Source organism: Streptomyces lydicus (assembly GCF_004125265.1).
Taxonomy (GTDB): Bacteria; Actinomycetota; Actinomycetes; order Streptomycetales; family Streptomycetaceae; genus Streptomyces; species Streptomyces lydicus_C.
Window position 1 is genome coordinate 4,485,297 of record NZ_RDTE01000003.1, and the last position, 15,297, is coordinate 4,500,593.

Genomic DNA, 15,297 nt, shown 5'->3' on the forward strand with positions numbered 1-15,297 from the left:
GTTTCACGTGAAACAGCGTTTCACGTGAAACGGTCGGTCAGCCGCTGGGGCCGCCGAAGAGGCCTCCACCACCATTCGCGTCCGTCGGGTCAGGTGTCGGACTCGTGCCTCCGGTGTCACCACCCGGTCCGCCCGGTCCGCCCGGTCCTCCGCCGTTGGCCCCGCCGTTACCGGCTCCGCCGCTGTTCTTGCAGTTGATGTCCCAGGGAGAACAGGTATCCGTCGGGCTCGGGCTGGGGCTGTCCGACGGCGAAGCGGAGTCACTGGGAGTCCCCGACGGGGTCTGCGAGGGCGTGTCCGACGGCGTGGGGGTCGGCGTCGGAGTGGGCATGCCGGGCTCGTCCACCTGTCGCCCGATCGGCGTAGCAGCCGGGAACGGCACCGATGAGACGCCCTTCATCGCCTGCAGCATGTACTCGGTCCACACCTCGGTGGGCAGTGCACCACCGTGGATCGAGTCAAAGCCACCGACGCCGTTCATGGACAGCTGACGCGGATTCTGAGCGTCCTCGCGGAACATGGTGACCGCCGTCGAAAGCTGTTTGGTGTAGCCGACGAACCACGCCGACTTGTTTTCGTCGGTGGTGCCGGTCTTGCCCGCCGCCGGCATGTTCAGCCGCTTGGCCAGCTTTCCCGTGCCGTTCTGGATGACGTTCTCCAGCACCTTGGTCACGTTGTTGGCGATGTTGGAACCCATCGCCGTCTCCTGCTTGGGCTTGTCGAAGCCCGGCAGGTCTTCACCCTCGAACGTCACCTTGGTCACCGAATACGGCTCCACCTTCTGTCCCGACTGGGCGAAGGTCGCATAGGCATCGGCCATACGAATCGCGCTCGGAGTGGAGGTACCCAGCGCGAAGGACGGGTTCAGGTTCTTGTCGAAGCTGGCCGGTGCGATACCCGCAGCCTGCGCCATCTCCCGGACCCTTTTCATCCCGACGTCCATGCCGAGCTGCACGAAGGGGGTGTTGACGGACTGTTCCATCGCCTTGGTCAAGGGAATGTAGCCCCAGGGGTGATTACTCTCGTTCTCCTGATAGAAGGGCGAGTTGTCCCGCTTTGTAACGTAGCTGCCGTCGGCGTTTTTCACCTTGAGGTGGTCATCACCGTTGTAACGGCTGTCCGGTGAGATCGGACCGTTGCTCCTGGCCGTTCCGTACTTCATTCCCGCGGCCAGCACGAACGGCTTCCAGGTCGAGCCGACCGGCACGCCGAAGGTGTCGGCGTTGTTGCTGAAGTGCCCCTTGTCGTAGCCCTCACCGCCGTACAAGGCAACGATCTTGCCGTCTCCCGGCACCACGGAGGCACCACCGAACTGGACGTATTTGTCCTTGGCACGCTTCTTCGGATCGATATAGCGCTTGTTGACCTTCTTGACCGCGCCCTCGAGCGCACTGGTCCTCTTCGCGTCGAAGGTCGTCCGGATCGTGTAGCCACCCTTGTCGAACTGGGCCTCACTGAGACCCGCGTGCTTGAGCACGTACTTCTTCGCGGTGTCCATCATGTAGCCGACCTGGCCGCTCTTGCTGGCCACCGGCTTCGGCAGGTGTGGCGTGGGGAAATGGCCGCGGTACTTGTCCCGCTGCGTCTTCGACAGGAAGTGGTTCTCGACCTCACGGTCGAGGATCCAGGACCACCGGGCCTTGGCACGCGCGGTGTTTGCCGCCCGCGTGGCTCCCGGGCTGGTGCCGCCCGCGGGGTCATACAGGTCCGCACCCTTGAGCACGGTGGCCAGGAAGGCACTCTGGTTCGCGTCGAGCTTGGCGGCGTCCACCCCGTAGTACGCCTGAGCCGCTGCCTGGATCCCGTACGCCCCGCGACCGTAGTAGCTGGTGTTCAGATACCCCTGAAGGATCTGGTCCTTGTTCTTCGACCAGCCGACCTTGATCGCGATGAACAGTTCCTTGAACTTGCGGTCAAGCGTCTGCTGCTGACTCAGCATCGCGTTCTTCACGTACTGCTGGGTAATGGTCGAGCCGCCCTGGGTCTCGCCGCCCTTGGCCATGTTGAACACCGCACGCGCGATGCCCATCGGGTCGACGCCCGAGTCCGTCCGGAACGAGGCGTTCTCCGCGGCGATCGCCGCATTCTGCATCGAGGACGGAATCTCGGTGATCGTGACGTTCTGGCGGTTCGTCTCACCGTCGCGCGCCATGACCTTGCCATTGGCCCAGAGGTAGACATTGTTCTGCGACCTGGCGGCCAGGCTCTCGTCAGGAACCTGCACCAGGGCCAGCGCGACGCCGGAGGCTCCCACAATCAGACCCATGAAACCGACACACAGGGTCGCGACCTGCTTCCAGGACGGCACAAAGCGCCGCCACCCGACCCGGTTGGCACGCGGGTAGTCGATCAGACGCTTCTTCGCGGGCTTCCCGCCGCCGCGTCCGCGACCTCCCTCGGGGCCATCGCCCCCGCCACCGCGCCGGCCTCCGCCACCACGGCCGACGCCGCCGCCACCGGCAGCGGCCGCGGAGGCATCGGTCGCCCGCCGGCGGCCGCCGCGCTGGGCAGCTCTGCGGGCCTCGGCACGCCCTCCTTGCCGCGGCTCATGACCGGTCGGCTCGGAGTGGGAGGCAGGATCGGCAGCGGAGCCACGCGGAGAGGCGGCACGGCGCCCCGGTGGCTGCTGTGCGGCGCGTCGGGCCGCGGCACGTCCGCCACTCTGCGGCTGTGGCGGTTTGCGACGGTGCTCGCTCATGGAACGAATACTCCTCGGGCAGGCGCGCTATCTCGTCGCCTGAAGGCGGCAATTGTCTTCAGGTCCCCCCGATGCACAGCTCGCTCCTGAGGCGCGAGCCGCACTACACCGAGGATGGGGACGCCAGATATCGGCCCACGGTTCCCGGCAGTCTGCATGCCGCACAGACTACGCACGGCCAAAACCTGCCCAGTGTTGAAATTCACTCCAAATCAGTCAGGTTGATGAGAACGATTCGGTGATGTGATGCCGTTCACCGTCCCCCCACTTGTTCAGCCCGGGGGGCCGCTCTATCGTCTGGATGTATCGAGTCGATACATCAGCACGACATAAAGAACGCACAGGACCAGGGAGGCGGAGGATGAGCAGGCGTTCCGGCATCCTCGAGTTCGCCGTCCTCGGCCTGCTCAGGGAATCCCCGATGCACGGCTATGAGCTGCGAAAACGGCTCAACACTTCACTCGGGGTCTTCCGCGCGTTCAGCTACGGCACCCTCTACCCCTGCCTCAAGGCGCTGGTCGCGAGCGGCTGGCTCATCGAGGAGCCGGAGGGCACTACAGAGGGCGTACCGGCCGCGGCGCTGACAGGGCGCCGGGCCAAGATCGTCTACCGATTGACCCCAGCGGGCAAAGAACACTTCGAGGAGCTGCTCGCCCACTCCGGACCGGATGCATGGGAGGACGAGCACTTCGGCGTCCGCTTCGCATTCTTCGGCCAGACATCTCGCGACGTAAGGATGCGTGTGCTGGAAGGCCGCCGTAGCCGGCTGGAGGAGCGCCTCGAGAAGATGCGTACCTCCCTGGCCAGGTCCCGCGAGCGGCTGGACGACTACACCCTCGAGCTGCAGCGGCACGGCATGGAATCCGTGGAGCGCGAGGTCCGTTGGCTGAACGAGCTCATCGAGAGTGAGCGCGCCGGGCGTGACCAGCGCGCACCAGGTCCCGCAGCACAGGACCGGAAGAACCAGTCAGGCGATACGGGCGGCCTGCCCCGGCACCGGGGTGGTTCCCGGCCGGATCCGTCCGATGACACCACCACATGAGGCTCTGCTGTGCAGGTCCTCATCGAGAACACAGGGAGCAACCGGAATGGGTTCGGTTCGCGTAGCCATCGTCGGCGTGGGCAACTGCGCCGCCTCGCTGGTACAGGGCGTCGAGTACTACAAGGACGCCGACCCGAAGAGCCGCGTGCCCGGCCTCATGCACGTGCAGTTCGGCGACTACCACGTGCGTGACATCGAGTTCGTGGCGGCCTTTGACGTCGACGCCAAGAAGGTCGGGCTCGACCTCGCGGATGCCATCGGCGCCAGCGAGAACAACACCATCAAGATCTGCGACGTGCCCAACGCGGGCGTGACGGTCCAGCGTGGCCACACCCACGACGGCCTGGGCAAGTACTACCGCCAGACCATCGAGGAGTCCACCGAGACCCCGGTCGACATCGTCCAGGTCCTCAAGGACAAGCAGGTCGACGTCCTGGTCTGCTATCTCCCCGTCGGCTCCGAGGACGCCGCGAAGTACTACGCCCAGTGCGCCATCGACGCCAAGGCCGCGTTCGTCAACGCCCTCCCGGTCTTCATCGCCGGCACCAAGGAGTGGGCAGACAAGTTCACCGAGGCCGGCGTCCCGATCGTCGGTGACGACATCAAGTCGCAGGTCGGCGCTACGATCACGCACCGCGTGATGGCCAAGCTGTTCGAGGACCGGGGCGTCATCCTGGACCGCACGATGCAGCTGAACGTCGGCGGCAACATGGACTTCAAGAACATGCTCGAGCGCGAGCGCCTGGAGTCCAAGAAGATCTCCAAGACCCAGGCCGTCACCTCCCAGATCCGGGACCGTGAACTGGGCGAGGACAACGTCCACATCGGTCCCTCGGACTACGTGGCCTGGCTGGACGACCGCAAGTGGGCCTACGTCCGACTCGAGGGCCGCGCCTTCGGTGATGTCCCGCTGAACCTGGAGTACAAGCTCGAGGTGTGGGACTCCCCGAACTCCGCGGGTGTCATCATCGACGCCCTGCGCGCCGCCAAGATCGCCAAGGACCGGGGCATCGGCGGCCCGATCCTCTCCGCGTCCTCGTACTTCATGAAGTCCCCGCCGGTGCAGTACTTCGACGACGAGGCACGGGAGAACGTCGAGAAGTTCATCAACGGCGAAGTCGAGCGCTGAGACGCCCGACGCACCTCGCCTGTGCAGGCCCCCGGGTATTCCACCCGGGGGCCTGCGGGCTGTGTGAGGCTGTGCCTCATGCATGCTGTGCGCGACCTCCGCGTATTACTCCGGCTACGCGACTTCCGTTCGCTCCTTGCCGCACGGCTCCTTTCCCAGGCGGCCGACGGGGTGTTCCAGGTCGCGCTCGCCGCCTTTGTCGTCTTCTCGCCCGAGAAGCAGACCTCCCCCGCGGCCATCGCCTCTGCCATGGCGATCCTGCTGCTTCCGTACTCCCTCCTCGGGCCGTTCACCGGGGTGCTGCTCGACCGCTGGCGGCGCCGCCAGGTCCTGCTGTACGGCAACCTGCTGCGCTCGGTGCTGGCGATGGCGACGGCGACGCTCATCGCGTCACAGGCCCCCGACTGGCTCTTCTACGCCTCGGCCCTGTTCGTGACCGCCGTCAACCGCTTCGTCCTGGCGGGACTCTCGGCCGCGCTCCCGCGTGTGGTCGACGGCGAAGAGCAGCTGGTCATGGCCAACTCCCTGGCCCCCACGGCTGGAACGCTCGCCGCCACCGCCGGCGGCGGGCTCGCGTTCGCCGTCCGGCTGGCCGGCTCGGATGTGGACGCGTATGTCGTGCTGCTCGCCGCCTCCCTCTACTTCTGTTCGGCTCTCACCTCCCTGCGCATGACACCGCACCTGCTCGGCCCCGATGCCGCACGCCTCCAACCCCAATTGCGTGAGGCCCTGTTGAGCACCCTGCGGGGACTTGCGGACGGGCTGCGCCATCTCGCCGAGCGGCGCGCTCCGGCACGAGCGCTGACCGCGATGACCTTGATCCGCTTCTGTTACGGAGCCCTGACGGTCACGGTGCTGATGCTGTGCCGGTACTCCTGGTCCCGCACCGAGGCGGAGGGCTTGGCCCTGCTCGGGATCACGGTCGGGGTATCAGGGGCGGGCTTCTTCGCGGCCGCTGTGATCACGCCCTGGGCCGTGGCGCGGCTCACCGCGTTCGGCTGGATCGCCTGCTGTGCCGCGATGGGCGCCGTGCTGCTGCCGTCTCTCGGGCTGTTCTTCCTGCCGGGGCCGATGCTCGCCGCCGCGTTCATGCTCGGCCTCGGCACCCAAGGAACCAAGATCGCCACCGACACCATCGTCCAGTCGACGGTCGACGACGGCTTCCGCGGCCGGATCTTCGCCATTTACGACGTTCTCTTCAATGCCGCCTTCGTCGGCGCCGCCGCGGTCGCCGCCCTCATGCTGCCTCCGGACGGACGCTCCCTCGCGCTGCTCGGTGTGGTGACCGTCCTCTACGCGGTGGTCACCGTGGCGTTGGTCCGTGTCGTGCGCAGCTGAGTCCAGATCCGTCACCCCGAGGTGATCAGGACTCTGCGGCGAGACGTCCGGACCGGTTACCTTACGGACGTCCTACAGCAGCCTGTACACATCAATATCGGGGGAGATCCATGACCACGCCTCAGGGCCAGCAGCCATACGGCCAGGCACCGTACGCCCAGCCATACGGGCAGCCCTACGGACAGAACCCGTATCCGCAGGCACCGCCGACACCCCAGGCCCCCTACGGCCAGGCCCAGGGCGGATACGCCTATCCCCAGCAGCCACAGGCTCCGTACGGACAGCCGCAGCCTGGATACCCCGCGCCGCCCCAGCAACCCTTCATGCAAGGCGGAGCCCCCGTACCGCCGCCGCAGCCCGCCAAGCGCCGTTCCCCCAAGTCGATTCTGAGGGTTATCGGAGCTGTCCTCGGGCTGATCTTCCTCGCAGTCGCCTGGATCAGCAGCATGGACGATGCAAGCAGCGCTGAGGTCGGCGACTGCGTGAAGAAGTCCAGCAGCGCGCTCGACGACGGCCTTTCGGTGGTGGATTGCGGCACCTCGGAGGCCCAGTACAAGGTGGCTGCGGTGCACGATGACACCTCGGACCCGTCCGTGTGCCCGGCAAATCAGTCCGCGTACACCAAGAACGTGCACCGACGCAGGGGATCCGACACCCACATGGTGCTCTGCCTGACCTCAGCGAAGTAGGGCGCGGCAAGCGCCTCGGATGCGCCATGGGGCGGTGTTTCACGTGAAACACCGCCCCATGTTTCACGTGAAACGTAGGGTCGCCGACCCCGGTTTCACGTGAAACATCAGCCCTGGGTGGCCCACCACTCCTTCAGAGCGGCGATCGCCTCGTCCCGCTCCATCGGCCCGCGCTCCAGCCGGATCTCCAGCATCTGCTTGTAGGCCTTGCCGACCTCCGGCCCCGGGCGGATGTCCAGGATCTGCATGATGTCGTTGCCGTCCAGGTCCGGGCGGATCGCCTCCAGCTCCTCCTGCTCCTGCAGTCGCGCAATGCGCTCCTCGAGCCCGTCATAGGCGCGCGACAGGGCACTGGCCTTGCGCTTGTTGCGAGTGGTGCAGTCCGAGCGGGTCAGCTTATGGAGCCGCTTCAGCTGCGGACCGGCGTCCCGTACATACCGCCGGACGGCGGAGTCCGTCCACTCGCCCGTCCCGTAACCGTGAAACCGCAGATGCAGCTCCACCAGGCGCGAGACGTCCTTGACCATGTCGTTGGAGTACTTCAGAGCGGTCATCCGCTTCTTGGTCATCTTCGCGCCCACCACCTCGTGGTGGTGGAAGGAGACCCGACCGTCCTTCTCGAAGCGCCGCGTCCTGGGCTTGCCGATGTCGTGCAGAAGAGCCGCCAGCCGCAGCACAAGATCGGGACCGTCCTCCTCGAGGTCGATGGCCTGCTCCAGGACCGTCAGCGAATGCTCGTAGACGTCCTTGTGACGGTGATGCTCGTCACTTTCCAGCCGCAGCGCGGGCAGCTCGGGCAGAACCTGGTCAGCCAGGCCCGCCTCGACGAGCAACCGCAAGCCCTCGCGGGGGTGCGCCGACAGGATCAGCTTGTTCAGCTCGTCCCGTACGCGCTCCGCGGAGACGATCTCGATGCGGTCCGACATCGCCTTCATCGCGGCGACGACCTCCGGGGCCACCGCGAAGCCCAGCTGAGCGGCGAAGCGAGCCGCGCGCATCATCCGCAGCGGGTCATCGGAGAAGGACTCCTCGGGCGTCCCCGGCGTGCGCAGCACCCGCGCGGCCAGGTCCTCCAGGCCGTCGTGCGGGTCGACGAACTCCTTCTGCGGCAGCAGCACCGCCATGGCGTTCACCGTGAAGTCCCGACGCACCAGGTCTTGCTCGATGGAGTCGCCGTACGACACCTCGGGCTTGCGGGAGGTGCGGTCGTACGCCTCGGACCGATAGGTCGTGACCTCGATGTCGAACGATTCCTTCTTGCAGCCGACCGTCCCGAAGGCGATGCCGACCTCCCAGACCGCGTCCGCCCACGGCCGGACGATCTTCAGAACGTCCTCGGGGCGGGCATCGGTGGTGAAGTCGAGGTCGTTGCCGAGCCGACCCAGCAGCGCATCCCGGACCGAGCCGCCGACCAGGGCAAGAGTGAACCCGGCCTCCTGGAAGCGACGGGCCAGGTCATCCGCGACGGGGGACACCCTCAGCAGCTCGCTCACAGCGCGCCGCTGCACATGGTTCAGCGCGTTCGTCGACAGCGGGGTCCGCTCGGCGGTCGGGGCGGGGAGGTCATTGTTGGCGTTCGGCACAACAAAACAGGGTACGTGGCCGCGCAGTGCAAAGCGTCACGTAATAAAGGGGACAGGCTGGGACCCGATCAAGGGACTGGCTGGGCACACGGCCTCTGCGCCGAGATCATGTGGAGCAGTCCCTGGCACGCCGTCGCTGCGCGCCTCGTTACCATTCGTGGACGCACATTCCGAACGACCACTGACGACGACGAGGGACGGGCGAGCGCGTGGCCGAGGCGGCAGGGTTCCAGCGGACTGAACGGCCGCGTGGTCGATGGCTGCGAAGGACCGTGACACTGCTCACTGGGGTGCTCCTTCTCGTGGGGCTGCTCCAGGTTCCGCACGCTTCCTCCGCCCAGGCGGCCCCGACCGGCTCCCGCAGCGTCGATGTCACCATCGACTCGATGTCCCCGTCCGCTCCCTCCAAGAGCGACACGGTCACCGTCTCCGGCACGCTGACCAATGACAGCCGCAGCACGATCACGGATGCACATGTCGGAATGCACCGCGGATCCGCGCTCGGCGGCCGTAGCTCCATCGAGAACGCGTCCCGTCGTACCGGCTATCTGCCGGGCACGGACGGTGAGGAGATCAAGGGGCACACCGAGAAGATCGGCAAGCTGGAGCCCGGCGTCAGCCGTCCCTTCAGCCTCAGCGTGCCGGCCAAGGACCTCCACCTCGGCGATAACGGTGTGTACCAGCTCGGCATCTCCCTGTCAGGGCGCTCCCCGTCCGCACCCTCCGGGCAGGTCCTCGGCTTCAACCGGACGTTCCTGCCCTGGCAGACGGCGGGAAACGGGAAGAAGACGCAGCTCACCTACATGTGGCCGCTGATCTCCCGCACCCACCTCACCGCCGAGACCGACGCCGATGCCCAGCAGACACCGGTCTTCCGCAACGACGACCTCGCCGCCGAGCTCGCGCCCGGAGGCCGGCTGCAGCAGATGGTCGCACTCGGCAAAAACCTCCCGGTGACCTTCGTCATCGATCCCGACCTCCTCGCGACCGTCGATGCCATGACCAAGTCGTACCGGGTGAACGGCCCGGACGGCCCCATGGGCAAGAACCAGGCGGTCGCCAAGCAGTGGCTGCACGACCTCGAAGAAGCAGTGAAGTCGCACCAGGTCGTCGCGCTGCCCTTCGCCGACCCTGATCTGGCCTCGCTCGCTCACCACGGCAAGAGCGTGCCCAGCGCGCTCGGTCATCTCGGCCCGGCCACCGATCTTGCCGACAAGACCGTGGACACGATCCTCGGCGTCAAACCGCGCACGGACTTCGCCTGGCCCGTCGACGGGGCGATCGACTCGTCCATCGTGGATGTCGCGACCTCGGCCGGCGCGCACAACGTGATCACTCGCAGCGACAGCCTGCGGGACGCCGACAGGCTCTCGTACACCCCGACGGCGGCCCGCCCGATCGGCGGCGGCAATACCGCCGTCGTGGCAGACGCGCAGCTCTCACGGGCCTTCGAGGGCGATATGTCGAAGGCCGGAAACTCCGCCCACGCGGTCCAAGAGTTCCTCGCACAGACCCAGATGATCAGCCTTGAGGACCCGGGACGGCAGCGCAGCATTGTCGTCGCGCCGCAGCGCATGCCGTCGGTCAGCCAGGCACACGCCATGGCCACCGCACTGCGGAGCCTGGACGACTCCGGCAGCTGGACCCAGTCGCTGAACCTCGGCGGCGCGGCCAAGGCCAAGCCCGACCGCGCGGCCACCCGCCATGTGCCGAGTGGCGCCGCTTACCCGCCCTCGCTGCGCAGGCAGGAACTCCCCGTCAACGCCTACCGGCAGATCCAGGGCACCCAGTCCGCCCTGGACGACTTCCAGGTGATCCTGGCCCAGCCGGAGCGCGTGGTGACCCCGTTCGGCAACGCGATGATGCGGGAGATGTCGACGGACTGGCGGGGCGATGCCACCGGCGCCACCACGTATCGGCACTCCGTACGCAGCTACCTCGACGGCCTGACCAAGAAGGTCCACCTGATCCAGAAGTCGGGGGCGACGCTCTCCGGGCGCAGCGCCACGATTCCGGTGACAGTGCAGAACAACCTGGTCCAGGGCGTCAAGGACATGACGCTGAAGCTGACCTCGTCCCAGCCCAACCGTCTGGACGCGGGGAAGTCGCAGCAGATCACGGTGGACGGCGGGCACAGCCAGTCCTTCAAGTTCGACACCACGGCGAACGCCAATGGCCGGGCATGGGTGAGCGCCCAGCTCTACACGGCGGACGGGAAGCCCTACGGTGACCCGATGATGTTCCAGGTGAACGTCACGGAGATCACCGCAACGGTGATGCTCGTCATCGCGGGCGGCGTGCTGCTGCTCGTCCTTGCCGGTGTGCGGATCTACCTCCAGCGCAAGCGGGCGGCCGCCCGGCGGACCGAGGACGGGTCCGACGGCGACGAGCCCGATGACGGCGCCGGCACGGACGGCGACAACGGCGGCTCCGATGGCGACGAGCCGGAGCAGCCGAGTGACCCCACGCCGGACACCGGATCGGAAAACTCCGACCCGTCCGGCTCAGGTGAGAAGGTGGACCGTTGATAGATGGCGGGGCCGGATGGCCGGCGACGGATGAGGTGGGGCAGCGATGAATGCGCCGTACGACGGTGACCGGGGCCGGGGCGCCAACGGCGACCCCACGGGACCGGTGCCTCCGACGCCCCCGCCGCCCGCGGAACAGGACCCGTACGCCCAGGACCCCTATGTCCAGGACGCCTACCGCAACGACCCGCACCGCGCCCAGGACCCGACGGCTCAGGATCCGGTGACCGAGGCGCTCTACGACCGCGCCGCGCACCCCCCGCCGCCGCCCGGACAGCCCGCGCATCCGCTCTACCAGCAGCCTGCCGCGGGCAGCCACCCGCCCGACCCGCAGCTGTGGGCCACACCCCCGGCGCCCGAGCCGCAGGGCCCGACCCGGAATCTCCCGTACGGCGATGCCGCGGCGACGACGCAGTTCGTGGGTGTGGACGACCTGATCACCCAGGCCGCCGACGAGCGTCCGGAGCCCGACGCCTTCGCCCACCTCTTCCAGGACCAGCAGTCCTACGAGCCCCAGCACTCCGCTCCCGCGACGGCCGGCCCCCCGGCACCCGCGGGGCCCGGACCGGAGGCCGTACCCCAGCAGACCGCACCGGAGCCGGCCCCCGTGGCGGCGGCCGGCAAGCCCTCCGGCGGCCGCGCCTCCGGCCTGCTCAAGTCCAGCGCGGTGATGGCCGCCGGCACGATGGTGTCGCGTCTCACCGGCTTCATCCGCTCGGCACTGATCGTCGCGGCCCTCGGTGGTGCGGTGCTCGGCGACTCCTGGCAGGTCGCGTACCAGCTACCGACGATGATCTTCATCCTGACCATCGGCGGCGGTCTCAACTCGGTCTTCGTCCCGCAGCTGGTACGCGCGATGAAGGAGGACGAGGACGGCGGCGAGGCCTACGCGAACCGGCTGCTGACGCTGGTCATCGTGGTACTCGGCGTGCTCACGGTCCTGGCGGTCGTAGCGGCGCCGCTGCTGGTGAAACTGGTCTCCTTCGACATCTCCCGTGATCCGGCGGCCAACGAAGTCGCCGTCGCGTTCACCCGCTACTGCGTGCCCACGATCTTCTTCATGGGCCTGCATGTCGTCATGGGACAGATCCTCAACGCCCGTGGCCGCTTCGGCGCGATGATGTGGACCCCCGTCCTCAACAACATCGTCATGATCGCCACCTTCGGCCTGTTCATCTGGGTCTACGGCACGGCGAAGACCTCGCACATCGGCGTCACCACCATCCCCGACGAGGGCATCCGGCTCCTGGGAATCGGAACCCTCCTCGGGCTCGTCGTCCAGGCCCTGGCGATGATCCCCTACCTGCGCGACGCCGAATTCAAGCTCCGGCTGCGCTTCGACTGGCGGGGCCACGGCCTGGGCAAGGCCGCCAAGCTCGCCAAATGGACCGTGCTGTTCGTGCTCGCCAACCAGGCGGGCGTCCTCGTCGTCACCCAGCTCTCCACCTGGGCCGGCAACACCGCCAACGAGCAGGGGCACCCGGGCACCGGCTTCATCTCGTACGCCAGCGCACAGCTGATCTGGAACATGCCGCAGGCGATCATCACGGTCTCCGTCATGGCGGCGCTGCTGCCGCGGCTGGCACGGTCCGCGCATGACGGTGACACCGGCGCCGTCCGGGACGACATCTCGCAGGGCCTGCGCACCTCCGCCGTCGCGATCGTCCCGATCTCGTTCGGCTTCCTCTCCCTCGGCATCCCGCTGTGCACGCTGGTCTACGGCTCGTCCGGTGCCGGCATCCCGATGGGCTACATGCTGATGGCCTTCGGTGTGGGGCTGATTCCGTTCTCGGTGCAGTACGTCGTCCTGCGCGCCTTCTACGCATACGAGGACACCCGCACGCCCTTCTACAACACGGTGATCGTCGCGGCCGTCAACGCCGCGGCCTCCGGCCTGTGCTTCCTGGTCCTGCCCGCCCGCTGGGCCGTGGTCGGCATGGCGGCCTCCTACGGCCTGGCGTACATCATCGGCGTGGGCGTGGCCTGGCGCCGTCTGAGCAAGCGCATGAACGGTGATCTCGACACCGCTCATGTCGTGCGGACCTACGCACGGCTGGCGGGCGCCAGCATCCCGGCCACGATCATCTCGGGAGCCGCGGTGTACGGGATCATGCAGGCGCTCGGCACCGGCGTCCTCGGGTCGCTGGCCGCTCTGATCGCCGGTGCCGCCGCACTTCTGGCCGTGTTCTACGTGGCTGCACGCAAAATGCGCATCGAGGAAATGAACGCCCTGGTCGGCATGGTCCGGTCGAAGCTTGGGCGTTGATTGAGCACAACCATCGACTGCCACCGTGTGTCGTGCATAGTGGCGGACTGTGGGCACAATTGTCTTGGCTCATTGAGCCTGCAACGGATGGGGAGGCAGGAACGACGGTGGCGGAACGGAGCACGGCTGCCGTCGACGTGGCTGACACGAGCGGTGAGGAACCGCTGACCGCCAAGGCGGGTAAGGCCACGGACGACGGTGCTAAGGCCGAGAAGGTATCCGGCAGGGAAAAGGACGCCGAGGGCACCGACGAGGAGCGTGCCGCGGCGATCGAAGCCCAGCCACCGGAACTGCACAGCGGCCACAAGCTTGCCAGACGTTACCGCCTCGAGGAGTGCGTCACCCGTCTGGACGGATTCAGCAGCTGGCGTGCGGTCGACGAGAAGCTGCGCCGCGCCGTCGGCGTGCACATCCTGCCGGCCGACCACCCCCGGGCCCGGCCGGTACTGTCCGCCGCCCGTTCCTCGGCACTGCTGGGTGACCCCCGGTTCGTCCAGGTCCTGGACGCCGTCGAGGAGAACGACCTCGTCTACGTGGTCCACGAGTGGCTGCCGGACGCCACCGAGCTCACCACGGTGCTCGCCAACGGTCCGCTGGAGCCGCACGACGCCTATCAGCTCGTCAGCCAGGTCTCCCAGGCCATGGCCGCCGCGCACCGCGAGGGCCTGTCCCATCTGCGGATCACCCCCGGCTCGGTGCTGCGCACGGAGTCCGGGCAGTACCGCATCCGTGGGCTGGCCGTCATGGCGGCACTGCGCGGTATCACCTGCGAGCACCCGCAGCGCACGGACACCGAGGCGATCGGGGCGCTGCTCTACTCCGCGCTGACCCAGCGCTGGCCGTACGAGAACGACGCCCATGGCCTCACCGGCCTGCCCAAGGGCGTCGGGCTGATCGCACCCGACCAAGTGCGCGCCGGTGTGCACCGCGGGCTGTCCGAACTCGCCATGCGCGCTTTGATCAACGACGGGGCCACGGCTTCCCGCCAGGAGCAGCCGTGCACCACCCCTGAGGAGCTGGTCAAGGCCGTGGCGGCCATGCCGCGTATCCGGCCTCCGGAGACCTCCTTCGCCACGCCGCCGCCGTATCAGCGCACGGGATACCAGCAGGGCAACTACCGGCAGCCGTCGGCTCGCCCCGCTCAGGCGAGCCATGCGACCCAGCCGGTCGCATCTCCGCCGCCTCCGCTGCAGAGCCGCACCGGCCGGGCGCTGAAGTGGTCCGTCTCCGCGCTGCTGATCGCGGCGCTGGGGCTGGGCAGCTGGCAGCTGGCGGACACCCTGTTGAAGCGCGAGGAGGACCGGGACGATCCGGCCAACTCGCAGCCGAGCAGTGGCGCGGCCAAGAAGCCCCAGGGCAAGCCGATCAAGATCGTGGAGGCGGGGGAGTACTACCCCGACGGTCAGCCGCAGCACGCAAATCAGGCGCAGGACACGATCGACGGGAATCCCAGCACCTACTGGGGCAGCAGAGGCTACCGCGAAGGCCCTGACCTGAATCCGATCTTCAAGAAGGGCGTCGGTCTCGTCTACGACCTCGGCTCGAAACAGCGGATAAGCGGCGCAACGATCGGCCTTCACTACACCGGCCCTCACACGACCGTGACGCTCTATGCCGCCGATTCACTCTCCTCTTCACAGCCGCTCAGCTCCATGCGACGGCTCGGAACCGGCAAGACGTCGGGTTCGGCCCTCAAGGTCAACCTGAAGCAGCCGGCAAAGACGCGCTATGTCGTGGTGTGGATCACCGCGATGCCGTATGCGCCGGGTGACGGGTACAGCACCGCCGGGTACCGACAGGGCGTGACCGAGGTGTCCTTCACCAGCTGAGCGGAGTGAAGGACAGCACGACTGTCCAGAAAACTGTGTGGGGCTCCGGTCCGGTATTCCGGCCGGAGCCCCACGCTCTTGGGCGCTGCTCGTACGGACCGTCCATGCGAGAACGGCGCAAAGAGGCCACCCGCCTGCACACCGCCGCCTTTCGACAGCATTTACATTCCTGACCTGGCGGGCTTCAATTGGACC

Annotated in this window: 9 protein-coding genes; 7 read left to right on the plus strand and 2 right to left on the minus strand. The window is 67.6% G+C overall.

Annotated elements, in window-relative coordinates; genetic code table 11:
- Window positions 1–37 precede the first annotated feature (37 nt).
- On the minus strand, window positions 38–2,698 hold the full coding sequence (locus D9V36_RS22065; protein WP_241720978.1) for a transglycosylase domain-containing protein: 2,661 nt from the start codon (window positions 2,696–2,698) through the stop codon (window positions 38–40).
- A 361-nt stretch (window positions 2,699–3,059) separates the two neighbouring features.
- Between D9V36_RS22065 and D9V36_RS22075 the strand changes: the two genes are divergently transcribed.
- The 4 genes from D9V36_RS22075 to D9V36_RS41490 all read left to right on the plus strand — a co-directional run bounded on the left by D9V36_RS22075 (window position 3,060) and on the right by D9V36_RS41490 (window position 6,896).
- The gene (locus tag D9V36_RS22075; RefSeq protein WP_129295306.1) at window positions 3,060–3,740 is read left to right on the plus strand and encodes a PadR family transcriptional regulator; all 681 of its coding nucleotides are present in this window, start codon (window positions 3,060–3,062) and stop codon (window positions 3,738–3,740) included.
- A gap of 46 nt (window positions 3,741–3,786) precedes the next feature.
- Entirely contained in the window at window positions 3,787–4,869 is a 1,083-nt protein-coding gene (locus D9V36_RS22080) for an inositol-3-phosphate synthase (protein WP_129295307.1), read from the plus strand.
- Window positions 4,870–4,947: 78 nt separating this feature from the next.
- Entirely contained in the window at window positions 4,948–6,207 is a 1,260-nt protein-coding gene (locus D9V36_RS22085; protein WP_129295308.1) for an MFS transporter, read from the plus strand.
- A gap of 110 nt (window positions 6,208–6,317) precedes the next feature.
- Entirely contained in the window at window positions 6,318–6,896 is a 579-nt protein-coding gene (locus D9V36_RS41490) for an LppU/SCO3897 family protein (protein WP_206739711.1), read from the plus strand.
- A gap of 107 nt (window positions 6,897–7,003) precedes the next feature.
- Here D9V36_RS41490 and D9V36_RS22095 read toward each other — a convergent pair whose 3' ends face one another.
- The gene (locus D9V36_RS22095) at window positions 7,004–8,479 is read right to left on the minus strand and encodes a CCA tRNA nucleotidyltransferase (RefSeq protein ID WP_129295309.1); all 1,476 of its coding nucleotides are present in this window, start codon (window positions 8,477–8,479) and stop codon (window positions 7,004–7,006) included.
- A gap of 272 nt (window positions 8,480–8,751) precedes the next feature.
- Here D9V36_RS22095 and D9V36_RS22100 point away from each other — a divergent pair, with 272 nt between their 5' ends.
- The 3 genes from D9V36_RS22100 (at window position 8,752) to D9V36_RS22110 (ending at window position 15,102) form a co-directional block, all read left to right on the plus strand.
- Window positions 8,752–11,007, plus strand: coding sequence for a DUF6049 family protein (locus D9V36_RS22100; RefSeq protein WP_129295310.1), 2,256 nt, complete (start codon window positions 8,752–8,754; stop codon window positions 11,005–11,007).
- Window positions 11,008–11,053: 46 nt separating this feature from the next.
- The gene (gene murJ / locus D9V36_RS22105; protein WP_129295311.1) at window positions 11,054–13,273 is read left to right on the plus strand and encodes a murein biosynthesis integral membrane protein MurJ; all 2,220 of its coding nucleotides are present in this window, start codon (window positions 11,054–11,056) and stop codon (window positions 13,271–13,273) included.
- A gap of 107 nt (window positions 13,274–13,380) precedes the next feature.
- Window positions 13,381–15,102, plus strand: a complete 1,722-nt coding sequence (locus tag D9V36_RS22110; protein WP_129295312.1) for a protein kinase family protein — start codon at window positions 13,381–13,383, stop codon at window positions 15,100–15,102.
- Window positions 15,103–15,297: the final 195 nt, after the last annotated feature.